We start from the raw sequence: 22375 nt of genomic DNA, 5'->3' as shown, positions 1-22375 counted from the left end.
GCAAAGAGGCTTCAAAATCCGCGCCCATGCTGTTCCTGCTTTCCCCCGCCAAGTCGCTCGACTACGACACGCCGACGCCGTCGGAACTGGCACCGATGCTGACCCGCCCGCAGTTCCTGGCCGACACGGCCGCATTGATCGACGTGCTGCGCACCCAGAGCGTGGCCGACGTGCGCGCGCTGATGGACCTGTCCGAGCCCCTGGCCCAGCTCAACGTCGACCGTTACCAAGCCTGGCGCCCGCGCTTCACCGGGCACAACAGCAAGCCCGCGGTGCTGGCCTTCAACGGCGACGTCTACGACGGCCTGGACGCCCGCACGCTGTCGGCCGACGACCTTGCCTGGGCTCAACAGCATGTGCGCATGTTGTCCGGCCTGTACGGCATCCTGCGGCCGCTGGACCGCATGCAGCCCTACCGGCTGGAGATGGGCACGCGGCTGCAAACCAGCGCCGGGTCCAGCCTCTATGACTGGTGGGGCGACCGGCTGGCCCTGCACCTGAACAGGCTCGCGCATGCGGAGAAGGCGCCCGTGATCGTCAACCTGGCCTCCCAGGAGTACTTCCGCGCGGCCGACCGCAAGGTCTTGAAGCCACGGGTCGTCGACTGCCAGTTCGAGGACTGGAAGAACGGCGACTACAAGATCATCAGCTTCTTCGCCAAGCGCGCCCGCGGGTTGATGGCCCGGTATGCGATCCAGAATCGTCTGGAAACGCCCGAGGGCTTGAAGGGCTTCGACCTGGACGGCTATCGTCTCGCGCCCGAGGTTTCGTCCAACGAACGTCTTGTCTTCCGCCGCAAAGCCGCCCCATGAGCCAGCAAGTCATCACGCCCGAACTCTGTGAATGGATCGCCGAGCAGACCCGCGCTGGCCATGCTTCTGAAAGCGTGCTGGCCGCCATGCTCGGCAGCGGCTGGGACGAGACCGTCGCGCGCCAGGCGCTCGCCCGCACCTTGGGCCAGTCCGCCACGCTGACGCCGCCGCCGGGTGCGACGGTCGGCCTGCCCGAGCCGGAGATGAGCCGCTTCACGCCCGTCATCGACGCCGGTGACCGCCACGTCAAGGTGCTGATGGCACTGCGCCAGCCACGCGTGATCGTCTTCGGCGACCTGCTGTCCGGCGAGGAGTGCGATGGCATCACCAGCCTGGCGGGCAAGCGCCTGGCGCGCTCCGAGACCGTGGCGACCGGCAGCGAGGGCAGCGAGGTGAATGCCGCGCGCACCAGCGACGGCATGTTCTTCGAGCGCTGCGAGACCGAGCTGATCCGCACCATCGAGGCGCGCATCGCGACGCTGCTGCGCTGGCCGCTGGACCATGGCGAGGGCCTGCAGGTGCTGCGCTACCGCCCCGGCGCCGAGTACCAGCCGCACTACGACTATTTCGACCCCGGCCACGTCAGCACGCCAGCCATCCTCAAGCGTGGCGGCCAGCGCGTGGCCACGCTCGTCATCTACCTGAACACGCCCGCAGCCGGCGGCGCGACCATCTTCCCGGACATCGGCCTGGACGTGGCTCCCGTCAAGGGCAATGCCGTCTTCTTCAGCTACGACCGGCCCCACCCGGCCACGCAGACCCTGCATGGCGGCGCGCCCGTCATCGAGGGGGAGAAGTGGGTGGCGACGAAGTGGCTGCGCCAGGGCGTCTTCACCTGATCACCCCATGGCGGCGATGACGCCTACAAAAGTCATCGCGACGCTGAACAGCAGCAGCATGTACAGGGCGCTGAGCAGCACACCGCGCCAGAGCGCGCCCCACCAGCCCAGGCCGTAGACGCGCTGCAGCGCGAGCAGGCCGTGGCCGAAGGTGGCGAAGATCAGCACGGCCTCCAGCCCGCTGGCGATGGCCAGCAGCAAGGTCAGAAACCACAAGCTGTGGCTGTGCAGCGAGAACACGAAGTGCTCGGCATAGCGCCGCCCGCTGCCGGCAAACATCAGCAGCAACAGCGCCGCAAAGATCGGCTGCATGGCCAGCATGGCGTAGGGTGCCAGGTTGCGGGCGCGCGACTTCCACTGCTCGAAGGTGATCGACTCGCCCTTGTTGGCGAGCCGGGTCAGCCAGCGCTCGAAGGCGCTGCAGGTCTCGGGGCGCTCCAGGTCGCAATCGCCGAACTTGGAGCTGACCGAGATGCCGGCCGGCGCGCTGGCGCCGTTCACGATGGCCTTGGCTTGGGGGGCCGCTTCGGCTGGCGTCATGTCGGGCCTGACCCGCACCGTCGCCACCTTCGCCGCTTCCCCCGCCTCGCCGACGGCGGGCGCGTCAACCTCGATGACCTGGGTCGGGCCTTGCGGCAGCAGCGCCAGGCCGATGAAGAAGATGAAGCTGGCGCTCAAGTAAACCCGCAGCGGCAGTACATAGCGCCGGCGCCGGCCATGAAAGTAGGCGTTGGTCAGATGACCCGGCAGGAAGACGAGTGCCCACAGCGTGCGCCACAGCGGGCCGTCGAAGGCGACGAAGTGGCCCAGGTACTCGGTCAACATCTCGCGCACTGACGGTGGATGCAGGTCGGTCTCCTGCCCGCAATGTCCGCAGTAGGCGGGGCGCGGCGTGGCGAGCGTGAAGTGGCAGTTGCGGCAGTAGGGCAGCGCCGGGGCGTGCGAATGACTCATGCGGAAAGCAGTTTGTGGATCAGCTCGGGCGTGCTGGACGCCTTGTATTTCTTCATCAGCCGCGCCCGGTAGACATCCACCGTGCGGTGGCTGATGCCCAGCCGCCGGCCGATCAGCTTGCTGGTCAGGCCGTCGATCAGCAGGGCGGCGATCTCGCGCTCGCGTGGCGTCAGCTCGGCGGTGAGGCCGCGGCGCGCCGACAGGTCCTCGAAGCTCCAGATGCCGCGCGCATGCGGGTCGCGCGGGTCCAGCGCGCGGCCCATCACATGGCACCAGAACAGGCTGCCGTCGCAGCGCTTCATGACGCGGTCGTCGCCATAGCAGCCGCGTGCGTCGAGGCTGGCGACGATGCGGTCGCCGGTGCGCTGGAACTCGTCGTGCGACGGGTAGAGCTGCTCGAAGCTGTGGCCGACGAGCTGCTCGCGCCGCGCGCCGAAGATGGCCAACACCTGCTGGTTGCAGTCACGCACGATGCGCTGCTCTGACAGGATCAGCCCGATGGGCGCCAGGTCGAAGGCCAGCTGGTAGTCGAGCAACGCCGTCATGGCAGGAAAACGATGCGCAGCGACGCATCGACCAGCGACAGCGGCAGATAGCCGATGGCGCCGGCATGGCGCTGCAGATGCGACTTGATGGCCTCGGCACCGGCCAGCTCCGGCGGCGCGCGTCGGCGGCCGCCGAACTGCTGGGCCGCCCAGGCGCTGCGGTATTCGGCGGCGGGGCGGCGCAGCACGGTGTTGAAGAACTGCTCGCGCTCGGCGGCGGCATTGGTCATCACCGGTTCGGGCGCGCTGCCGTCGCGCAGGCGGATGCGTTGTCCGAGGAAGATCTCCGTCAGCGTCTGCCGCGTGATGCCGCGCAGAGGGCTGCTGATCGACACGACGACGGCCATCGGCGCGCTGACATGGCCAGCCAGCAACTGCTGCACGCGGCCGCGGTCCTGCAGCTGCTCGATGGCAGCGATCAGTTGGCGCGCCTCCACGCGGCCGCGCGCCGACACCAGGCACCGGTAGGGCCGGCTGCCCAGCTGCAGCCGCCACGGCGCCAGCCCGTCGATGGGCTCGGTGCTGGTGTACCAGCTCACCACCGGCTGGCTGCTGACGCCGTAGGGGTGGCGGTTCAGCGCCAGCTTGCGCAGCAGCTTCTCGTCACTTTGCGCTTCGTCGCGCTTGAGCCGGCCGTCCGTGAACAGCGGCTCCAGCCTGGCATGGGCCTGGCCCTGCGCCGTGCCAACGGCGCTGCCCGGCGGGAGCTGCTCCGGGCTGTCGGGCGCCATGGTGGCCTCGTGGCCCAGCAGCAGGTCCTGGGTCTCGAACAGCACCGGGCCGGGCAGGGCGGCGTCGCGCCGCGCCGGCGTGATGTTGCAGGCCAGGTCGGCGTCGCCGCTGGCCAGCGCCGCCTCGACACGCGGGCGCGGCAGCGGCAGCAGTTCCACATCGAGGCGCAATTGCTGCGCGATGGCGCGCACCAGGTCCACGTCGAAACCGCCCACCGGCTGGGCATCGCGCCAGATGACGAAGGGCGGGCTCAGCGACTGCGAGACGGCCACCCGCAGCGTGGGCTTCTCCTGGGCCGCGGCCGGCAGCGCGCCGGCCAGGCACACGAATGCGGCGGGGACGATGAAGGCAAGGCGTGACATGGGGTTCAGAACACGAAGTCCAGGCTGAGGCTGAGCAGGCTGGCGCGGCCGTCCCAGCCGCCACTGTCCTCGGCCAGCAGGATCTCGTCGTTGCGAGGCGTCTGGGTGTCGCGCGTGGAGCGCCAGCGTTCGTATTGCAACTTGAACGCCGCGCGCTCGTGCAGGTCCCAGCGCAGGCCGGCCAGGGCGATCTGCCGGTCCTGCCGCGACTGCAGGCGCTGGTCGAGGGCCGTGATGCTCGCGGCCACGCCGGGCGGTGTGCCGGCCGCCACCTGCAGGCCCAGCGGTGCTTCGCGGTAGCGGGTCGCGCCGATGGCCACGAAGGGCGTCAACCGGCCATGGCGACGCGACAGCAATGCGTACCAGCCGTCGGCCGCTGCCGTGACGACCGAATTGCTGTTGCGGCGCAGGAACTCCATGTCCAGCGCCCACGGTCCCCAGGCCCAGGTCTGGCCGAAGGTGATGCGGTCCACGCCGATGTCCTGCGTCTTCAAGCGGGCGCCGAACACCGCATCGCAGTTCAGGCAGGGGCCGCCGGGCTGGCGCAGCGAGGCGCCCAGGGCTTCGAGGGACGAGTTCAGGAGGTCCAGGCTGCCGCGCGAGAGACCGGCGCGCAACGTGGCCGGCCCGTACTGCCAGCGCGCGGCGATGCTGCCCAGGCTGCGCCCCACAGCGCGGCCCGAGTTGCTGCGGATGTCGAAGCGGCCCCAGGCCAGGTCCACCATCAGGCTGCCGCCGCCCACGTCGGCGTTCCAGCTCAGCGTGGCGCCGTCGACGGGCGTGTTGGAGATCAGTTCATAGACGGTTGCAACCGGCCTGACGGTGACCCGCGCCAGCCCGACGTTGCGTGCCTCGGAATGCTGCTGCAGCGGCAGCGGCTGGCGGCCGACCCGCAGCGACCAGGCCGGCGACAGCGTCCAGCCCAGGAATAGCCATTCGGTGCGCGGGCGGTAACGGCGGTCGATCTCATCGGCGGCCTGCAGTTGCCAGATCGCCTGCACCGAGTCGCTCAACTGCCAGCGCGCCTGCACGCCGAGCACCGAGTCGCCATCCCAGCGCCATTGCCCGTCGCTGGACGATTCGACGACGAAGCGGCGCGGCCGCACGGCCACCGTCGGGTCGTCGCCGCGGTAGGCCGACAGCGTGCCGAAGCCGCTCAGCTCCAGGTCGTCTGCCGCCGCCGCGGTGAAGGCGGTGCTGATCGATAGCAGGCAACTCGCCAAGAAGGGTCGCCATGCCGACATGCCGAGGCTTTCTGCGTATGAATCGATTAGGCGATTCTACGTAAGCCCATACGTAGGTCCGCGCGGATACGCTGCGTGTCTTCCCGAAGCTTTGATGGAGACATTGGCATGAACAAGGTGTACCCGAGCGCCGAAGAAGCGCTTCGCGGTGTCGTCAAGGACGGGCAGATGCTCGCCGTGGGTGGCTTTGGCCTGTGCGGCATCCCCGAGGCGCTGATCGCTGCGCTGCGCGACAGTGGCGTCAAGGACCTGACCGTCATCTCCAACAACGCCGGCGTCGACGGCTTCGGCCTCGGCCAGTTGCTGGCGACGCGTCAGATCAGGAAGATGATCTCCAGCTATGTCGGCGAGAACAAGGAGTTCGAGCGCCAGTACCTGGCGGGCGAGCTGGAGCTGGAGTTCACACCCCAGGGCACCCTGGCCGAGAAGCTGCGCGCCGGTGGCGCCGGCATCCCGGCCTTTTTCGTGCGCACCGGCGTCGGCACGCTGATCGCCGAGGGCAAAGAGGCGCGCGAGTTCGGCGGCGAGACCTACATCCTGGAAAAGGCGCTGGTGCCCGACGTGGCGCTGGTCAAGGCCTACAAGGCCGACAAGAGCGGCAATCTGGTGTTCCGCCGCACCGCGCGCAACTTCAACCCGGCCGCGGCCACGGCGGGCAAGCTGACGGTCGTCGAGGTCGAGCAGCTCGTCGAGACCGGCGACATCGACCCTGACGACGTGCACCTGCCGGGCATCTATGTCCACCGCATCGTCGTCAACGCCAACCCCGAGAAGCGCATCGAGAAGATGACGCTCTCCCCGAAGAAGGAGGCTTGAGATGGCCTGGACCCAAGACCAGATGGCCGCGCGCGCGGCCAAGGAGCTCGAAGACGGCTTCTACGTCAACCTCGGCATCGGCATCCCGACGCTGGTGGCCAACCATGTGCCGGCCGACAAGGAAGTCTGGCTGCAGAGCGAGAACGGCATGCTCGGCATCGGCCCCTTCCCGACCGAGGACGAGGTCGATGCCGACCTCATCAATGCCGGCAAGCAGACGGTCACCACGCTGCCCGGCAGCAGCATCTTCGGCAGCCACGACAGCTTCTCGATGATCCGCGCCGGCAAGATCAACCTCAGCATCCTCGGCGCCATGCAGGTCAGCGGCAAGGGCGACCTGGCCAACTGGATGATCCCCGGCAAGATGGTCAAGGGCATGGGCGGCGCGATGGACCTGGTCGCCGGCGTCAAGCGCGTCATCGTGCTGATGGAGCATGTCGCGAAGAAGAAGGACGGCAGCGAGGACCTCAAGATCATCCCCAGCTGCACGCTGCCGCTGACGGGCGTGGGTGTCGTCGACCGCATCATCACGGACCTCGGCGTCTTCGACGTGGTGCCCGAAGGCATCAAGCTCGTCGAGCTGGCCGAGGGCGTGACGCGCGAGTTCGCGCAGGGCAAGACCGGGGTGCCGCTGCTTTAACTTTGTGATTCGTTTCTGCTGGTAAGCGCTGGGGCATTTGTCACGGCGCTGGCGTGACCGGTGCGCCGCGGAGCGCAGGCTTGGAGATCATCCGGGCCGCCACCTCCCGGATGCCCAATGCCAGACCGCCCAGACCGCCCAGACCGCCCAGACCGCCCAGACGCCCCCGCCGCCGCTGACGAAACCCTGCCGTCGTTGGCCCCAGCCGCTGCCGCGCTCGCCGGCGCCGCGCTGCTGAGCGCCTGCGGTGGAGGCGGCGGTGGCAGTGACGCTGGGCCGGGTTCAGGCCCGGCGGCCGCGCCAGCCCCGCCACCACCACCTGCGCCGCCCACGGATGCCGAGGCGGCACGCTTTCTGGCACAGGCCGGCTTTGCGGCGCTGCCGGCCGACATCGCCACCGTCAAGGCAGGCGGTTATGCCGCCTGGCTGGACGCGCAGTTTGCGCTACCCGTCAGCGCGGGTCATTTCGATTGGATGGTAGAGCGCGGCTACGCGGTCGAGGCCAACCGCAACAGCTTCGCGGGCCTGGACAACACGCTGTGGCGCAAGCTGATGTCGGCCCCCGACACGCTGCGCCAGCGCGTCGTGCTGGCCCTGTCGGAAATCTTCGTGATCTCCATGATCGGCCTGCCGGTGCAGTGGCGCGGCCTGATGGGCGCGGCCTATGTCGATCTGCTGGAGCAGCACGCCTTTGGCAACTACCGCGAGCTGCTGCAAGCCGTCACGTTGTCGCCCGGCATGGGCGTCTACCTCAACATGCGCGGCAACCAGAAGGAAGACACGCGCACCGGCCGCGTGCCCGACGAGAACTACGCCCGCGAGGTGATGCAGCTGTTCAGCATCGGCCTGATGCAGCTCAATGCCGATGGAAGCGCCAAGCTGGGCAGCGACGGCAAGGTGCTGGAGACCTATACGCAGGCGCAGATCACCGAACTGGCGCGTGTCTTCACCGGCTGGGACTACGACGGCGCGAGCGCCACCGACCCGGCCTATGTGAGACGGCCCATGGTCAACAACCCGGCCCGCTTCGCCACCGGCGTCAAGCGCGTGCTCGACGTCGACATCCCGTCCAGCGCCGACGGCGCCGCGGCGATGAAGACGGCGCTGGACACGCTGGCCGACCACCCCAACGTCGGCCCCTTCATCGGCCGGCAGCTGATCCAGCGGCTGGTGGCGTCGCATCCCAGCCCTGCCTATGTGGCGCGCGTGGCGGCCGTCTGGGCCAACAACGGCCCGGGGGTGCGCGGTGACCTCAAGGCCGTCGTCCGCGCCGTGCTGCTGGACAGCGAGGCGCGCACCCCGTCCAGCGCACCCGCCAGCGGCAAGCTGCGCGAGCCCGTGCAGCGCCTGCTGCAATGGGCGCGCTCCTTCGGCGCCGCGTCGCCCACTGGCGCCTGGAACATCGGCGACACCACCAATCCCGCCACGCGCCTGGGCCAGAGCCCGCTGCGCAGCCCGTCGGTGTTCAATTTCTTCCGCCCCGGCTATGTACCGCCAGGCTCCACCTTGGGCAGCAACGGCGTCACGGCGCCCGAGTTCCAGCTCTGCAACGAGAGCACGGCCGCGGGTTATCTCAATTTCCTGCAGACGGCCATCGCCAGCGGCATCGGCGAGGTCAAGGCCAGCTACGCCGCCGAGCTGGCGATGGCGACCGACGCGCCGGCACTGGTGAGTCATCTCGCGCTGCGGCTGGGCGGGGGCGGCATCTCGGCGGCGACCGAATCGACCATCGCCACGGCCATCGCCACCATCAACGCCGGTACCGACGCCGGCAAGCTCAACCGCGTGCAGGCCGGCATCCTGATGCTGATGGCCTGCCCCGACTATCTCGTGCAGAAATGAGGCCGGCATGAAGCTCAACAAACTTCCTCAGCTGCAGCGCCGCGAGTTCCTGCGCCGCGCCTCCGCCCTCGGCGTCGCCGGCACCGCCGCCCCGTGGGCGCTGTCGCTGGCCGGCATCGGCGAGGCCGCTGCGGCCACCACCCCGGGCGACTACAAGGCGCTGGTCTGCGTCTTCCTGTACGGCGGCAACGATCACGGCAACACGCTGGTGCCGTTCGACGCCGCCAGCCACGCCGCCTATGCCGGCATTCGCCAGGCGCTGGCAATACCGCGTGAGGCACTGGCCTCCACCGCACTGTCCGAGATCGTCGGCGGCCGGCAAATGGCGCTGGCGCCGCAGCTGGGCAAGCTCAAGGGCCTGTGGGACGCCGGCAAGCTGGCCGTGCAGCTCAACGTCGGCACGCTGGTGCAGCCCACCACGCTGGCCCAGTACAAGGCCAAAAGCGTGCCGCTGCCGCCCAAGCTGTTCTCGCACAACGACCAGCAGTCCGTCTGGCAGGCCAGCTCCCCCGAGGGCGCCACCTCCGGCTGGGGCGGCCGGCTGGGTGACCTCTTCATGGGCGGCAACGACACGTCCACCTTCACCTGCATCAATGTGTCGGGCAACGCCGTCTACATGGCCGGCAAGCAGGCCGTGCAATACCAGGTGTCGACCAGCGGCGCCGTGCCCATCAACGGCATCACCCGGCCGCTGTACGGCTCGCAGGCCTGCTCGGCCGCCCTGCGCTCGCTGATCACGGCCGAGCGTACGCACTGGATGGAGGCCGAGCTGACCCGTGTCGTCAAGCGCTCGGTCGACGCACAGGCCACCCTGGGCGCCGCACTGGCCGGCGTGCCGGCCTTCGGCACCGTGTTCGAGACGACCAGCCTGTCCAGCCAGCTGGCCATGGTGGCCAAGCTGGTCGCGGCGCGCCAGAGCCTGGGGGCAGCGCGGCAGGTCTACTTCGTCTCCATCGGCGGCTTCGACCTGCATGATCAGCTCGCCACCCAGCACCCGGCGCTGATGGCCCAGGTCAACGACGCGCTCGCCAGCTTCTACGCGGCCACCGTCGAACTCGGCGTGGCCGATCAGGTCACCACCTTCACCGCCAGCGACTTCGGCCGCACGCTGACCAGCAATGGCGACGGCAGCGACCACGGCTGGGGCAGCCACCATGTCGTCATGGGCGGCGCCGTCAAGGGTGGGCGCTTCTACGGCGCGCTGCCGTCGGTCAGCGTCAATGGCCCCGACGACGTCGGCCAGGGCCGCCTGCTGCCCACCACGTCGGTGGACCAACTCGCCGCCACGCTCGCGACCTGGATGGGCGTGCCCGCGAGCGACTTACCCCTGGTGCTGCCGCAGATCGGCAACTACAGCCAGAAGGACCTGGGCTACTTCTGACGGCGCGGCACGGCACCGTATACCGCTGGCGCGGCAGCTGGAGGCACGCGCACGCAAGTGCTGGCGGCACCGGCTGAATAATGGCGCGCATGCCACTGACACGCCGACACCTGCTCGCCTCTGCCGCCGCCGGCCTGTGCGTGCCGGTGCTGCACGCCGCCACCCCACTGGTCGACTGGCTGCAATCGCCGGCCTATGCGGCCGACCTGCAGCAGCGGCTGGGGCAGGCCCAGGCGCCAGGCCTGGCGATGGCCGTGGTTGACGGCGGTGAGGTGGTGCATTCGACCGCCTTCGGCTGGGCCGACCTGGCCGCACAGCGGCCGATGTCGCCGTCCACGCTGCTCGGCACTGCATCGGTGACCAAGGTATTCACCTGTGCGGCCGTGCTGCAGTTCCAGGATCAGGGTCGCCTCGACCTGGATGCGCCGGTGGACGAGTGGCTGTCCTTCAAGCTGCGCCATCCATCCGGACGGCCCATCACCACGCGTCAGCTGCTCACCCACACGGCCGCCATCGCGGACGGCCCGGCCTACGAGGCGAGCTACGCCTGCGGCGACCCGCAGACCTCGCTGGGCACCTGGCTGCGCGACGCCGTGGCGGCGGGCGGTCAGTTCCACCCCTGGGCGCCCGGCGAGCGGCATGCCTACAGCAACGTCGGCTATGGCCTGCTCGGCCTGCTGGTCGAACGCCTCAGTGGCCAGCCCTTTGCCGCGGCCTGCAAGCGCACGGTACTGGCGCCGCTGGGCATGGCGCGCAGCCGTTTCCTCGTCGCGGGGCTGGACCGCGCCGTGCGCGCAACGCCGTACGAGTTCGTGCCCGCCGGCAAGCCGCTGCCGACCCATCTGCTCGCGGCCGAGCCGCCGCAGGCCGTGGACGGCGGGCAGCAGGTGCCGCTGTGCCCGTACAGCTTTGCCACCGTGTCGGACGGGATGCTGCACAGCTCGGCGCTGGAGCTGGCCCGCTTTGCACTGGCCGTGCTGGGCGGGGGCGCGCTGGACGGGCGGCGCATCCTGCGCACTGACACCGTGGCGGCGATGCTGTCCGATCAGCAGGCCCCCGTGCCCGAGCGCGCCGGCTACCGGCAGGGCCTCGCCTGGCGCGGGCTGGGCGGGGGCATGTGGGCGCATTTCGGGCGTGACCCCGGCGTGGCGGCGGCACTGCAGATCCACCCGGCCAGCGGCCGCGGCGTGGTGCTGCTGTCCAATGGCTCGCGCGCCCGGCCGCTGGTGGCGAAGCTGGCCAACGAGGTCGTCGCCTGGCGCGGCTGAGACGTCCGTACGCGCATGCCAAGATGCGCGCATGCGCCGAATCCTGACGTCCTGTCTGCTGGCCAGCCTGCTGGCGCCCGTGCTCGCCCTCGAACAGCCCGAGGCCGCCACCACGCGCACCGCCAAGGTGGTCGGCCTGGCCGCACCGGCGCAGCGCTTTGCCGTGACGGCCGCCAATCCGCTGGCGGCGCAGGCCGGCCTGGAGATCCTGCGCGCCGGCGGCTCGGCCATCGACGCCGCCGTGGCCGTGCAGGCCGTGCTGGGCCTGGTGGAGCCGCAGTCCAGCGGCATTGCCGGCGGCGCCTTCCTGCTTCATTGGGACGGCAAGCAGGTGCAAACGCTGGACGGCCGCGAGACCGCCCCGGCCGCGGCAACGCCTGCGATGTTCCTCAAGCCCGATGGCAGGCCTATGGCCATGCGCGACGCGGTGCTCAGCGGCCTGTCCACCGGCGCGCCGGGTGTGCTGGCCATGCTGGCCGAAGGGCAGCGCCAGCACGGCAGGCTGCCGTGGGCGCGCTTGTTCGAGCCCGCCATCCGCCTGGCGGAGCAGGGCTTTGCGATCAGCCCGCGCCTGTTCGAGCTGGCGTCTGGCGAGACCGCCTTGCGCAGCGACCCGCAGGCCGGGCCATATTTCTTTGACGCCGCCGGTGCACCCAAGCCGGTCGGCACCGTGCTGAAGAACCCGGCCTACGCGGCCGTGCTGCGCGGCATTGCCAAGCTGGGCCCGGCGGGCTTCTACGAAGGCCCGGTCGCCGCCGACATCGTGCGCCGCGTTCAGGGCCATGCCCGCCCCGGCCTGCTGGCGGCGGCCGACCTGGCCGGCTACAAGCCGCTGAGCCGCCCACCACTGTGCAATGCATGGCGCGGTTACCGCATCTGCGGCTTCGGCCCGCCAACCTCGGGCCACCTGACGCTGATGCAGATCCTCGGTCTGCTCGACACGCAGCCGACCGCGGCTTCCGCCAACGCCCTCACGGCCGACTGGATGCATGCCTATGCCGAGTCCGCCAAGCTGGCCTTTGCCGACCGCGCCCAGTACATCGGCGATCCGGCCTTCGTCAGCGCACCCGGCGGCGACTGGCAGAACCTGCTGTCGCCCGCCTATCTGAAAGACCGCGGCGGGCTGATCGGCGAGCGCGCGATGGCGCCCGCCGGGGCCGGCCAGCCCGCGGCCGTCAAGCTGGCCTGGGCGCCGCAGGCCGAGCAGCTGGAAGCCGGCACCAGCCAGATCAGCGTCGTGGACGCCGCCGGGCAGGCTGTCTCGATGACCAGCAGCGTCGAATCCGCCTTCGGCAACCGTGTCATGAGCAACGGCGGCACCGGCCTGGCCGGCGGCTTCATGCTGAACAACCAGCTGACGGACTTCTCGCTCAACCCGGTCGGCGCCGACGGCAAGCCGGTGGCCAATCGCGTGGAGGGCGGCAAGCGCCCGCGCTCCAGCATGGCGCCGACGCTGGTCTTCGGCCGCGACGGCCAGCTGCTCATGGTTGCCGGCTCGCCGGGCGGGCCGGTCATCATTCATTACGTCGCCAAGGTCATCACCGGCGCGCTGGCTTGGGGCCTGCCGGTGCAGCAGGCGGTGGACCTGCCCAACTTCGGCCACTTCAACGGCAGCTCGCTCATCGTCGAGCGCGGCGCACTGACAGCCGAACAGCTCACCGAGCTGCGCGGACGCGGCCACAGCGTCAACGAGACCGATCTGACCAGCGGCCTGCAGGTGCTGATGCGCAGCAAGGCGGGCTGGGTCGGCGGCGCCGACCCGCGCCGTGAAGGCGTCGTGTTGGGGGAATAGCCGGCTTCGGCGTGTTGTCCGACACACGCAAAGCCGCACTGACCCCTAGGCTGGCCCGCTTGTGAACCGCGGGGTCAGCGATGGATGATTTGCCAGGATGCCTTTCACGCCGGGACGTGCTGATTGCCAGCGCCGGCACCGCCACCCTCACGGCTGCAGACGCGGCCCCGCCGGAGACCGCTGTGCCGAGCAAGACCCTGCCGCCGACGATGAGCCAAGTCACCCTGGAGATCAACGGCAAGGCCCACAGCCTGGACGTCGACACCCGCACGACCCTGCTCGACCTGCTGCGCGAGCAGCTGCAGCTGACCGGCACCAAGAAGGGCTGTGACCACGGCCAGTGCGGCGCCTGCACCGTGTTGATGGACGGGCGGCGCGTCAACAGCTGCCTGATGCTGGCCGTGATGGCGCCGGGCGCCAAGGTCACCACCATCGAAGGTCTGGGCACGCCCACCAAGATGCATCCGCTGCAGGCCGCGTTCGTTGCGCACGATGGCTACCAATGCGGCTACTGCACGCCGGGGCAGATCTGTTCGGCTGTGGGCATGCTCGACGAACTCCAGCGCGGCGCCCCCAGCCATGTCACGGCCGATCTGAATGTCGAGCCGCTGCTCAGCCCCGACGAGCTGCGCGAGCGCATGAGCGGCAACCTCTGCCGCTGTGGCGCCTATTCCAACATCGCCGAGGCGATCACGCAGGTCGCCCAGAACGGTGGAGGGGCCGCATGAAAGCCTTCAGCTTCGAGCGCGCCCGCACACCGGCCGAGGCCGCCGCTGCCGTCGCGCGCCGCCCCGATGCACGCTTCATCGCCGGTGGCACCAACCTGCTGGACCTGATGAAGCTGCAGATCGAGGCGCCCGGCCATGTCGTCGACGTCAACGCGCTGGGCCTGGACCGCATCGAGCCCGTGGACGGCGGCGGCCTGCGCATCGGCGCCCTGGTGCGCAACGCCGACCTCGCGGCCGATGCCAGGGTGCGCATGGACTACCCGGTGTTGTCACGCGCGCTGCTGTCCGGCGCCTCGGCTCAGCTGCGCAACCGCGCCACGACGGCGGGCAACCTGCTGCAGCGCACGCGCTGCCCCTATTTCTACGACACCGCCCAGTCCTGCAACAAGCGCCAGCCCGGCAGCGGCTGCTCTGCCCTCGGCGGCGTGACGCGCACCCTCGCCGTCATCGGCGGCAGCAGCGCCTGCATCGCGACCCACCCCAGCGACATGGCCGTGGCGATGCGCGTGCTGGACGCCGAGGTCGAGACCGTGCGGCCCGATGGCCAGGCGCGCCGCATCCCGATGGCCGACTTCCACCGCCTGCCGGGCGACACGCCCCACATCGACCATGCGCTGGCCCATGGCGAGTTGATCACGTCGGTCGTGCTGCCGCCGCCCGCGGGCGGCAGCCAGCTCTACCGCAAGGTGCGTGACCGCGCGTCCTATGCCTTTGCCCTCGTGTCGCTGGCCGCCATCGTGCAGCGCGACGGCAGCGCCCGCGTGGCCTTCGGCGGCGTCGCCCCCAAGCCCTGGCGCGTGGAAGCGGCCGAGCCCCAGCTCGTACGCAACGCCAAGGCCTATTTCGGCCAGGCCTTCGCCGGCGCGGCGCCGTGGCCCGACAACGCCTTCAAGCTCCAGCTGGCGGAGCGCCTGCTCGCCGACGCCCTGCAACCCGCCAAGGCCTGACCATGCGCTTCGACCAACCCGCCACGACCAATCCCATCGACCAGGGCAAGGTCGTCGGCCGCGCCACGCCGCGCATCGACGGCCCGCTCAAGACGACCGGCACGGCGCCTTACGCCTACGAGCATCACGACGTGACGCCCAAGCCGGCCGTCGGCCATGTCATCGGCGCCGGCATCGGCAAGGGCCGCGTTGCCGCCATGGACCTGCGCGCCGCGCGCGCGGCGCCGGGCGTGCTGGCCATCGTCACGGCACAGAACGCCGGCAAGCTGGCCAAAGGCAAGATGAATACCGCCAAGCTGCTGGGTGGCCCCGAGGTCGACCACTACCACCAGGCGCTGGCCGTCGTCGTTGCGGAGACTTTCGAGCAGGCTCGCGCTGCGGCGGCGCTGGTCAGCATCCGCTACGAGGAAGCCAAGGGGCGCTTCGACCTCGCGGCCGAGAAGCCGCATGCGCCCATCCCGAAGGACGACGGCCAGGGCAGCCCGGCGCAGACCCGGGTGGGCGACTTCGAGGCCGGCTTTGCCCGGGCGCCGGTGCAGCTCGACGCGACCTACAAGACCCCCGACCAGAGCCACGCCATGATGGAGCCGCACGCCACCATCGCGCAGTGGCAGGGCCGGCAGCTGACGGTGTGGACGTCCAACCAGATGGTCGACTGGGCCGTGGGCGACCTGGCCCGGACGCTGGGCATCCCGAAGCAGAACGTGCAGGTGAAGTCGCCCTTCATCGGCGGGGGCTTCGGCGGCAAGCTCTTCCTGCGCGCGGATGTGCTGCTGGCCGCCCTCGGCGCGCGCGCGGCAGGGCGGCCGGTGAAGATCGCCCTGCAACGACCGCTGATCGCCAACAACACCACGCACCGGCCGGCCACGATCCAGCGCATCCGCATCGGCGCTGCCAAGGACGGCCGCATCTCGGCAATAGGCCACGAGAGCTGGTCGGGCGACCTGCCTGGCGGGGGGCCGGAAACGGCGACGGCCCAGACGCGCCTGCTCTATGCCGGTGCGCACCGCTACACGGCCCTGCACCTGGCCGTGCTGGACCTGCCCGAGGGCAATGCCATGCGCGCGCCCGGCGAGGCGCCCGGCATGATGGCGCTGGAGATCGCCATGGACGAGATGGCCGAGAAGCTTGGCATTGACCCCATCGAGTTCCGCCTGCGCAACGACACGCAGGTCGACCCCGAGAAGCCCGAGCGCCCGTTCTCGCAGCGCCGCCTGGCGGAGTGCTTCAGGGTCGGCGCCGAGCGCTTCGGCTGGGGTCGTCGCGCGCCCAAGCCGGCGCAAGTGCGCGAAGGTCGCTGGCTGGTCGGCCAGGGCGTGGCGGCGGCCTTCCGTAACAACATCGTCATGAAGTCCAAGGCCCGCGTGCGCCTGGACGCGCAGGGCCGCGTGACCGTCGAGACCGACATGACCGACATCGGCACCGGCAGCTATACCGTCATCGCGCAGACCGCCGCCGAGGTGATGGGCGTGACGCTGGACCAGGTGGTGGTGCGGCTGGGTGACTCGGCGTTTCCGGTCTCCTGCGGCTCGGGCGGGCAGTGGGGCGGCAACAGCTCGTGCGCGGGCGTGTATGCGGCCTGCATGAAGCTGCGCGGCCTGATTGCCGAGCAGGCCGGTCTGGGCGAGGGCGCCGAGTTTGCCGACGGCCAGGTGCATGGCGCCGGCAAGACCGCGGCGCTGGCCACGTTTGCCGGCCTGGCGGCCGAAGACGGCATGGAATACGGCGACCTCGACCAGCGCTACCAGCAGTCCACATTTGGCGCGCATTTCGTCGAGGTGGCCGTGGACGCGGTGACGGGCGAGATCCGCGTGCGCCGCATGCTGGCCGTCTGCGCAGCGGGCCGCATCCTCAACCCGACCACGGCGCGCAGCCAGGTCATCGGTGCGATGACCATGGGCGTCGGCGCCGCACTGATGGAAGAGCTGCAGGTCGACCACCGGCACGGCTTCTTCGTCAACCACGACCTGGCGGGGTATGAGGTGCCGGTGCATGCCGATATCCCGCATCAGGAGGTCGTCTTCCTGGACGAGCTGGACCCGATGTCCTCGCCGCTCAAGGCCAAGGGTGTCGGCGAGTTGGGCATCTGCGGCGTGGCGGCGGCGGTGGCCAATGCGGTCTACAACGCGACGGGGGTGAGGGTGAGGGACTATCCGGTCACGTTGGACAAGTTGCTGGCAGGGTTGCCGGCGGTGGGGTAGTCGTCGCAGCCTCCGCGAGGAGAAGGCCTCAGCGCTTGTTCAAAACCACCAGCCCCAACGCCCCCATCCCCGCAAACAGCAGCCCACTCCAAACCTCATACGGCAGCCCGAGCAAGCGATACGCCGCCGCCTCGGCGCAGTTGGCCGTGATCATGAAGACCGACGGCCACAGCTCTTCGAGCCCGAGCGTCGTGACGATCTTGTCCGCCAGGCCCATCGCGCAGGTCGCCGTCTGCGACGCGACCTCGTGCTGGAAGACGGCCGCCGTCAGGCCCGCCGCGCACAGCAGCAGCACCGCGACCACGGCACCCTGGCGCGGCGCGCGTTTGCCGCTTGCCAGCCAGCCCAGCAGCGCGAACACGCCGATCAGCAGGAAGAGGCCGCGTTGCAGCACGCACCACGGGCAAGGCTTGACCCCGAACTGGTGCTGGGCGATGAGGACGATGCCCACGGCGGCGAAGCTCGCCAAGGCCATGGTGGCCAGCGCGCGGGCCGGCAGCTTGGAAGGGGTGCTGAACATCAGTCGGCGATCTCGGCGATCAGCTCGATCTCAACGCAGGCTCCCATCGGGATTTGCGCCACGCCGAAGGCACTGCGCGCATGCTTGCCCGCGTCGCCCAGCACGGCGGCCAGCAACTCGGAGCAGCCGTTGGTGACAAGGTGCTGCTCGGTGTAGTCGCTCGTGCTGTTGACCAGGCTCATGACCTTGACGATGCGCACGATCTTGCCAAGATCGCCGATGGCCGCCTGCAGCGTGCCCAGCAGGTCGATGGCGACCGCGCGGGCGGCGGCCTGGCCGGTGGCGGTGTCGACGTCCTTGCCGAGCTGGCCGACCCAGGGCTTGCCGTCCTTCTTCGCGATGTGGCCCGACAGAAAGAGCAGGTTGCCCGTGCGCGTATAGGGCAGGTAGGCCGCGGCCGGCACGGCCAGAGGGGGCAGCGTGATGCCGAGTTCGGCGAGCTTGGCTTGGATGGCGGAGGTGCTCATTGGGGGTAGCGCGCTGGCGCAAGCGAAAAACGGCGGCATGCTACACCCCGACCCCCGACGACTGGGGGCAGGGAGGGGCATTGACGCAGCCGCGCTGGGGTGCTCGGGAGCTCGTCGTCATGGGCCTGGCCTGGCTGGCCGGCCTGGCGCTGCTGCATCGCTGTGCGCGGCTGCCGAGCGCGGCCGAGTACGCGGTGCTGGCCGTTGCCTTCTGGCTGCTGTGGATGTTGCGGCGCCGGCACTGGCTGCTGCTGGCCGTCTGTATCGCCGCGTTCGCCTTCACCCAGGCGGCGCTGCGCGCCGAGTGGCGCCTGACGCCCGAGCTGCATCCGGCCTGGGAGGGGCGCGACCTGGTGCTGACCGGCCGCATCGACTCACTGCCCGTGGCCGTGACCGGCCAGGGCGGCGTGCCCGGCTGGCGCTTCGAATTCGCCGTCGCGTCGGTCGGGCCGGCCGGCACCGCGCTGCCGCCCGAAGTGCCGCGCCGCCTGATGCTGCTGAGCTACGACGGCAAGCCCGTCACTGCCGGTGAGCACTGGCGCTTCACGGCGCGGCTCAAGCGCGCCCATGGGTTGGCCAACCCGGGTGGCTTCGACACCGAGCTGTGGTTGCTGGAGCGCGGGCTGCGCGCCAGCGGCGTCGTGCGCGCCGCCGAACGCCTGCACGCCGCGCCCTGGTGGGAAATCGACGCCGCCCGCCAGCGCCTGCGCGCCGCCATCCACGCGCATGTCACCGACCCGGGCATGGCCGGCGTGCTCGCGGCGCTGAGCCTGGGCGACCAGAACGCGATCGCCCACGCCGACTGGGCGCTGTTCCGCGACACCGCCATCGCGCATCTGCTGTCGGTCAGCGGCTTGCATGTGACGCTGTTTGCCTGGTTGACCGCAGCGGTCGTCGCGCCGCTGTGGCGCCGCAGCCGCTGGCTCTGCCTGCGCCTGCCGGCCCCGACGGCCGCGCGCTGGGTCGGCGTGCTGGCCGCGCTGGGCTATGCGCTGTTCTCGGGCTGGGGCGTGCCGGCCCAACGCACGGTGTTGATGCTGGCCGCCGTCGCCGGCCTGCAGACGCTGGGGCTGCGCTGGCCGTGGCCACTGGTCCTGCTGGCCGCGGCGGTGGTCGTCACGGTCGCCGATCCCTGGGCGTTGATGCAGCCCGGCTTCTGGTTGTCGTTCGGCGCGGTGGGCCTGCTGATGGCCGTGGGCGGCGGGCCCGTCAAGGGCTGGTGGCCGCGGTTGAAGGCAGCCTTGCGCGTGCAGGCCATCGCAACCGTGGGCCTGGCACCGCTGAGCCTGATCTGCTTTGCGCAGCTGTCCGGGGTGGGCCTGCTCGCCAACCTGCTGGCCATCCCGTTGGTCAGCTTCGTCATCACGCCGCTGGCCCTGCTGGGCGGCGCGTTCCCGCCGCTGTGGACGCTGGCGGCGCTGCTGCTGCAGGTGTTGATGGCCTGGCTGAAGCTGCTGACGGCGCTGCCCGGGGCCGTCTGGTGGCTGCCGGCAGCGCCGCTGTGGGCCCAGGCGCTGGCCCTGCTCGGCGCGGCCTTGATCGTGATGCGGCTGCCGTGGCGCCTGCGGCTGGCCGGCTTGGCGATGACGGTGCCGCTGCTGTGGCCGGCGGTGCCGCGGCCGGGCGACGGTGAGTTCGAGCTGCTGGCGCCCGACATCGGCCAGGGCAACGCGGTGCTGGTGCGCACGCGCGCGCATGCGCTGCTGTTCGACACCGGCCCGGTCTATGCGCCCGGCGCGGACGCCGGCGAGCGCGTGCTGCTGCCGCTGCTGCGATCCCTCGGCGTGCGGCGGCTGGACATGCTGATGCTCAGCCACCGCGACAGCGACCATGTCGGCGGCGCCGCGGCGCTGATGCAGGCGCTGCCGGTCAGCGAGCTGCGCAGTTCACTGGAGCCGGGTCATCCGCTGCTGCGCGCCGGCCCGACCGAGGTGCGCTGCGAGGCCGGCCAGTCCTGGGTCTGGGACGGCGTGCGCTTCGACCTGCTGCATCCGGCCGAGCAGCACTACGACGCGGGCCTGAAATCCAACGACCTGTCCTGCGTGCTGCGCATCACCGCCGCAGCCAAGGGTTCAGGCCGCCGCGCGCTGCTGGCCGGCGACCTCGAGGCCGAGCAGGAGAAGCGCCTGGTGGCGCGCGAGCCCGACCTGCGCGCGGACATGCTGCTGGTTCCCCATCACGGCAGCAAGACCTCGTCCAGCGCCGAACTGCTGGCGGCGGTGCGCCCGGCGGTGGCCCTGGTGCAGGCCGGCTACCGCAGCCGCTTCGGCCACCCGGCGCCGCCGGTGCTGGCGCGCTACCAGGCGGCCGGCATCGAAGTCGTCACCAGCCCGGCCTGCGGGGCGTGGCGCTGGGACAGCGGTACGGCGGCGTCTAGCTGCGAGCGCGAGCGCCGGCGGCGCTATTGGCACGACCGAGTGGCGGCCGCCGTGAACCCGGAACCCACAGGGCCGTGGCTCGACGACCCGATGCCCTGATGGCAGGCGTTACGCTGCGCCCGGCGCGAGGGTGCGTGACTCAACTCCTGAACGACATGACCATGAACCACTCGCAGGTGTACGCAGCGTTCGTGCTGCTGCCATTCCTGCTCGGCGGGCCAGCGCTTGCTTTTAGCTGGGAACTGCGGTCCGGCGTTCTGCCGTTTTTTTTGCTCGCGGTGGTCGGGTCGGTCTGCCTGATGGTCCGGTGGTTGGCCAACAGCGTGAAGCCTTGGTGGATGGGGCTGCTGACGGCAGGTGCGGTGTTGGTCGTTTGCGGTGCCGGACTGTTGCTCGGATTGTTTGTGTGGTCCGTCCAGTCGACGCAGCTGTCACTGCGGTTGGATGACGAGTGTCGCGTCGACGTTGAGCGGGTTGGCGCCTTGGGTGACATCGACCTTCATGTGTCACGGTATTGCACGGTCGGTGGGCTGTGGGAGGCGCGCTCGCCGCTCTTGTCCGATCAGGAAGCCACTGTCAGTCGCCTTCGGCTCGCACCGCCATGGGTGGACGGTACGGCGCAGGTCACCGTCACCTTGAGCCGTTACGGCAAGCCCGGCGAAGACGTCACGTTGCGCCTGCCGCCGCGTTGACAGCATTCAGCGCGTGTCCTGCCGCTGCGCTTTGAGCGCCTGGCCCAGTTCGATCACCGCCAGCGCGTAGTAAGCCGACCAGTTGTAGCGCGTGACCACCCAGAAGTTCTGTGTGCCCAGCAGCACGGTGGTGGGTTGCTGCGCGCCGTTCTGCAGCTCGATGACGGCCATCGGGCCGACGTGGTCGAGCGCCGCCTCGGACGGCTCGGCGCCGGCTGCAAGCAGTTCGGTCGCCGTGAACGTGGGCCTGATGTCCGGTGCCAGCAGGCGCCGGCGCGCCGCCGCGTCGGTCGGCAGCGTGATGCTGTAGTGCGTGGCCTCGCCCGGCTTCCAGCCGTACTCGACCAGGTAATGGGCCACGCTGCCGATGGCGTCGACCGGGCTGTTGATCAGGTCGACGCGGCCGTCGGCGTCGAAGTCCACCGCATGCTTGCGCCAGCTGCCGGGCATGAACTGCGGCAGCCCGAGGGCGCCCGCGTAGCTGCCCTTCACCTCGGCCGGGTCCAGCCCCGAGGCGCGCGCCAGCCGCAGGTACTCGGCCAGCTCGCTGCGGAAGAAGGCCTGGCGCTCCGCCGCGCGCGGGTGCGCGGCGGGGAAATCGAAAGCCAGCGTGGCCAGCGAGTCCAGCACCGGGAAGCCACCGGTGATGCGGCCGTAATAGGTCTCGACGCCGATGATGCCGAGGATGAGCGAGGCCGGCACGCCATAGGTCGACTCGGCGCGTGCGAGGGCCGCCTCGTGCTCGGCCCAGAAGGCCAATCCGGCGGCGATGCGTCTGGGCTCGATGAAGCGGTCCCGGTAGGCGCCCCAGTTCTTCGCCGTGCCGACGCCTGCCGGCAGGATCAGCTGCTTGACCCGGGGCAGGTTGCGCGCGGCGGCCAGCTGGCTGCGCAATGCAGCGGCATCCCAGCCCTCGGCTGCGGCGATTTCGTCGGCAAAGGCGACGAGGGCAGGGCGGGTGCCCAGGGGTTTGGGTGGCGGCTCGCGCTTGGGTTTGGCATGGGCGCTGAAGGACAGGCACAGGGCCAGCAGGGGCAGGATTGGCAACTTCACGGCCGCAGCATACGAGCCGCAGCGCGGAACTCGCCCCATGCAGGTATGGATGCGTTGGCGGCGTAGCGCGAGCGCTCCAGCTTGTCCAGCCACTGGGCGGCCGGTTCGGCTTTCTGGCCGTGCCGGCGGCGCAGCGCGCGGGCCCAGGCGGCCGGGCCCTGG

At 70.4% G+C, this 22375-nt stretch carries 20 protein-coding genes; 13 read left to right on the top strand and 7 right to left on the bottom strand.

Features of this window, described 5'->3' with window-relative positions; translation table 11 throughout:
• Positions 1–26: 26 nt before the first annotated feature.
• Both yaaA and ACT6S0_RS07475 read left to right on the top strand, forming a co-directional pair.
• Positions 27–812, top strand: coding sequence for a peroxide stress protein YaaA (yaaA, locus tag ACT6S0_RS07480; RefSeq protein ID WP_444763268.1), 786 nt, complete (start codon positions 27–29; stop codon positions 810–812).
• The gene (locus ACT6S0_RS07475; RefSeq protein ID WP_444763267.1) at positions 809–1651 is read left to right on the top strand and encodes a 2OG-Fe(II) oxygenase; all 843 of its coding nucleotides are present in this window, start codon (positions 809–811) and stop codon (positions 1649–1651) included. The genes yaaA and ACT6S0_RS07475 overlap by 4 nt, the downstream gene beginning before the upstream one ends.
• Here ACT6S0_RS07475 and ACT6S0_RS07470 read toward each other — a convergent pair whose 3' ends face one another.
• Genes ACT6S0_RS07470 through ACT6S0_RS07455 form a run of 4 tightly spaced genes read right to left on the bottom strand, consistent with a single transcriptional unit; the run spans position 1652 to position 5488 of the window.
• A complete protein-coding gene (locus ACT6S0_RS07470) occupies positions 1652–2605 on the bottom strand; it encodes a DUF3667 domain-containing protein (protein WP_444763266.1) in 954 nt (317 codons plus the stop codon).
• Positions 2602–3150 carry a LuxR C-terminal-related transcriptional regulator gene (locus ACT6S0_RS07465; RefSeq protein WP_444763265.1) on the bottom strand — a complete coding sequence of 183 codons (549 nt, stop codon included), beginning with the start codon at positions 3148–3150 and terminating at the stop codon, positions 2602–2604. The genes ACT6S0_RS07470 and ACT6S0_RS07465 overlap by 4 nt, the downstream gene beginning before the upstream one ends.
• Positions 3147–4244 (bottom strand): substrate-binding periplasmic protein, encoded by a 1098-nt coding sequence (locus tag ACT6S0_RS07460; RefSeq protein WP_444763264.1) that lies wholly within the window; start codon positions 4242–4244, stop codon positions 3147–3149. The genes ACT6S0_RS07465 and ACT6S0_RS07460 overlap by 4 nt, the downstream gene beginning before the upstream one ends.
• A gap of 5 nt (positions 4245–4249) precedes the next feature.
• Positions 4250–5488 carry a hypothetical protein gene (locus tag ACT6S0_RS07455; protein ID WP_444763263.1) on the bottom strand — a complete coding sequence of 413 codons (1239 nt, stop codon included), beginning with the start codon at positions 5486–5488 and terminating at the stop codon, positions 4250–4252.
• A 108-nt stretch (positions 5489–5596) separates the two neighbouring features.
• Here ACT6S0_RS07455 and ACT6S0_RS07450 point away from each other — a divergent pair, with 108 nt between their 5' ends.
• The 9 genes from ACT6S0_RS07450 to paoC all read left to right on the top strand — a co-directional run bounded on the left by ACT6S0_RS07450 (position 5597) and on the right by paoC (position 17103).
• On the top strand, positions 5597–6304 hold the full coding sequence (locus tag ACT6S0_RS07450) for a CoA transferase subunit A (protein ID WP_444763262.1): 708 nt from the start codon (positions 5597–5599) through the stop codon (positions 6302–6304).
• Between the two features lies 1 nt (position 6305).
• Positions 6306–6944, top strand: a complete 639-nt coding sequence (locus ACT6S0_RS07445; RefSeq protein ID WP_444763261.1) for a 3-oxoacid CoA-transferase subunit B — start codon at positions 6306–6308, stop codon at positions 6942–6944.
• 195 nt (positions 6945–7139) lie between these two features.
• Positions 7140–8786: a DUF1800 domain-containing protein gene (locus ACT6S0_RS07440; protein ID WP_444763260.1), complete on the top strand. Its 1647-nt coding sequence runs from the start codon at positions 7140–7142 to the stop codon at positions 8784–8786.
• 7 nt (positions 8787–8793) lie between these two features.
• Complete coding sequence (locus ACT6S0_RS07435; protein ID WP_444763259.1) at positions 8794–10167, top strand: DUF1501 domain-containing protein; 1374 nt, start codon at positions 8794–8796, stop codon at positions 10165–10167.
• An 89-nt stretch (positions 10168–10256) separates the two neighbouring features.
• Positions 10257–11435 carry a serine hydrolase domain-containing protein gene (locus tag ACT6S0_RS07430; protein ID WP_444763258.1) on the top strand — a complete coding sequence of 393 codons (1179 nt, stop codon included), beginning with the start codon at positions 10257–10259 and terminating at the stop codon, positions 11433–11435.
• Positions 11436–11466: 31 nt separating this feature from the next.
• Positions 11467–13227, top strand: coding sequence for a gamma-glutamyltransferase family protein (locus ACT6S0_RS07425; RefSeq protein ID WP_444763257.1), 1761 nt, complete (start codon positions 11467–11469; stop codon positions 13225–13227).
• An 80-nt stretch (positions 13228–13307) separates the two neighbouring features.
• On the top strand, positions 13308–13955 hold the full coding sequence (gene paoA, locus ACT6S0_RS07420; RefSeq protein WP_444763256.1) for an aldehyde dehydrogenase iron-sulfur subunit PaoA: 648 nt from the start codon (positions 13308–13310) through the stop codon (positions 13953–13955).
• Positions 13952–14902 (top strand): FAD binding domain-containing protein, encoded by a 951-nt coding sequence (locus tag ACT6S0_RS07415; RefSeq protein WP_444763255.1) that lies wholly within the window; start codon positions 13952–13954, stop codon positions 14900–14902. Before paoA ends, ACT6S0_RS07415 begins: the two co-directional genes overlap by 4 nt.
• Positions 14903–14904: 2 nt before the next feature.
• Positions 14905–17103 carry an aldehyde oxidoreductase molybdenum-binding subunit PaoC gene (gene paoC / locus ACT6S0_RS07410; RefSeq protein ID WP_444763254.1) on the top strand — a complete coding sequence of 733 codons (2199 nt, stop codon included), beginning with the start codon at positions 14905–14907 and terminating at the stop codon, positions 17101–17103.
• A 28-nt stretch (positions 17104–17131) separates the two neighbouring features.
• Here the strand turns inward: paoC and ACT6S0_RS07405 are convergent, their stop codons facing one another.
• On the bottom strand, positions 17132–17623 hold the full coding sequence (locus ACT6S0_RS07405) for a disulfide bond formation protein B (protein ID WP_444763253.1): 492 nt from the start codon (positions 17621–17623) through the stop codon (positions 17132–17134).
• Positions 17623–18090, bottom strand: coding sequence for a RidA family protein (locus tag ACT6S0_RS07400; RefSeq protein WP_444763252.1), 468 nt, complete (start codon positions 18088–18090; stop codon positions 17623–17625). Before ACT6S0_RS07400 ends, ACT6S0_RS07405 begins: the two co-directional genes overlap by 1 nt.
• A gap of 80 nt (positions 18091–18170) precedes the next feature.
• On the opposite strand from ACT6S0_RS07400, the gene ACT6S0_RS07395 reads away from it, so the two are divergent.
• Both ACT6S0_RS07395 and ACT6S0_RS07390 read left to right on the top strand, forming a co-directional pair.
• A complete protein-coding gene (locus ACT6S0_RS07395) occupies positions 18171–20567 on the top strand; it encodes a DNA internalization-related competence protein ComEC/Rec2 (RefSeq protein ID WP_444763251.1) in 2397 nt (798 codons plus the stop codon).
• 56 nt (positions 20568–20623) lie between these two features.
• Entirely contained in the window at positions 20624–21160 is a 537-nt protein-coding gene (locus ACT6S0_RS07390) for a hypothetical protein (RefSeq protein WP_444763250.1), read from the top strand.
• Between the two features lie 6 nt (positions 21161–21166).
• Here the strand turns inward: ACT6S0_RS07390 and mltB are convergent, their stop codons facing one another.
• Entirely contained in the window at positions 21167–22213 is a 1047-nt protein-coding gene (gene mltB / locus ACT6S0_RS07385; protein WP_444763249.1) for a lytic murein transglycosylase B, read from the bottom strand.
• Positions 22214–22375 lie beyond the last annotated feature (162 nt).

The organism is Roseateles sp. (assembly GCF_052436255.1).
GTDB lineage: Bacteria > Pseudomonadota > Gammaproteobacteria > Burkholderiales > Burkholderiaceae_C > Pelomonas.
The sequence above is the reverse complement of the archived record's forward strand: the minus strand, read 5'-3'. Positions and strand labels throughout refer to the sequence as shown.

Coding starts and splice junctions, on each gene's coding strand:
- yaaA (WP_444763268.1), top strand. CDS start 27: ATGCTGTTCCTGCTTTCCCCCGCCAAGTCGCTCGACTACGACACGCCG.
- ACT6S0_RS07475 (WP_444763267.1), top strand. CDS start 809: ATGAGCCAGCAAGTCATCACGCCCGAACTCTGTGAATGGATCGCCGAG.
- ACT6S0_RS07470 (WP_444763266.1), bottom strand. CDS start 2,605: ATGAGTCATTCGCACGCCCCGGCGCTGCCCTACTGCCGCAACTGCCAC.
- ACT6S0_RS07465 (WP_444763265.1), bottom strand. CDS start 3,150: ATGACGGCGTTGCTCGACTACCAGCTGGCCTTCGACCTGGCGCCCATC.
- ACT6S0_RS07460 (WP_444763264.1), bottom strand. CDS start 4,244: ATGTCACGCCTTGCCTTCATCGTCCCCGCCGCATTCGTGTGCCTGGCC.
- ACT6S0_RS07455 (WP_444763263.1), bottom strand. CDS start 5,488: ATGTCGGCATGGCGACCCTTCTTGGCGAGTTGCCTGCTATCGATCAGC.
- ACT6S0_RS07450 (WP_444763262.1), top strand. CDS start 5,597: ATGAACAAGGTGTACCCGAGCGCCGAAGAAGCGCTTCGCGGTGTCGTC.
- ACT6S0_RS07445 (WP_444763261.1), top strand. CDS start 6,306: ATGGCCTGGACCCAAGACCAGATGGCCGCGCGCGCGGCCAAGGAGCTC.
- ACT6S0_RS07435 (WP_444763259.1), top strand. CDS start 8,794: ATGAAGCTCAACAAACTTCCTCAGCTGCAGCGCCGCGAGTTCCTGCGC.
- ACT6S0_RS07430 (WP_444763258.1), top strand. CDS start 10,257: ATGCCACTGACACGCCGACACCTGCTCGCCTCTGCCGCCGCCGGCCTG.
- ACT6S0_RS07425 (WP_444763257.1), top strand. CDS start 11,467: ATGCGCCGAATCCTGACGTCCTGTCTGCTGGCCAGCCTGCTGGCGCCC.
- paoA (WP_444763256.1), top strand. CDS start 13,308: ATGGATGATTTGCCAGGATGCCTTTCACGCCGGGACGTGCTGATTGCC.
- ACT6S0_RS07415 (WP_444763255.1), top strand. CDS start 13,952: ATGAAAGCCTTCAGCTTCGAGCGCGCCCGCACACCGGCCGAGGCCGCC.
- paoC (WP_444763254.1), top strand. CDS start 14,905: ATGCGCTTCGACCAACCCGCCACGACCAATCCCATCGACCAGGGCAAG.
- ACT6S0_RS07405 (WP_444763253.1), bottom strand. CDS start 17,623: ATGTTCAGCACCCCTTCCAAGCTGCCGGCCCGCGCGCTGGCCACCATG.
- ACT6S0_RS07400 (WP_444763252.1), bottom strand. CDS start 18,090: ATGAGCACCTCCGCCATCCAAGCCAAGCTCGCCGAACTCGGCATCACG.
- ACT6S0_RS07390 (WP_444763250.1), top strand. CDS start 20,624: ATGACCATGAACCACTCGCAGGTGTACGCAGCGTTCGTGCTGCTGCCA.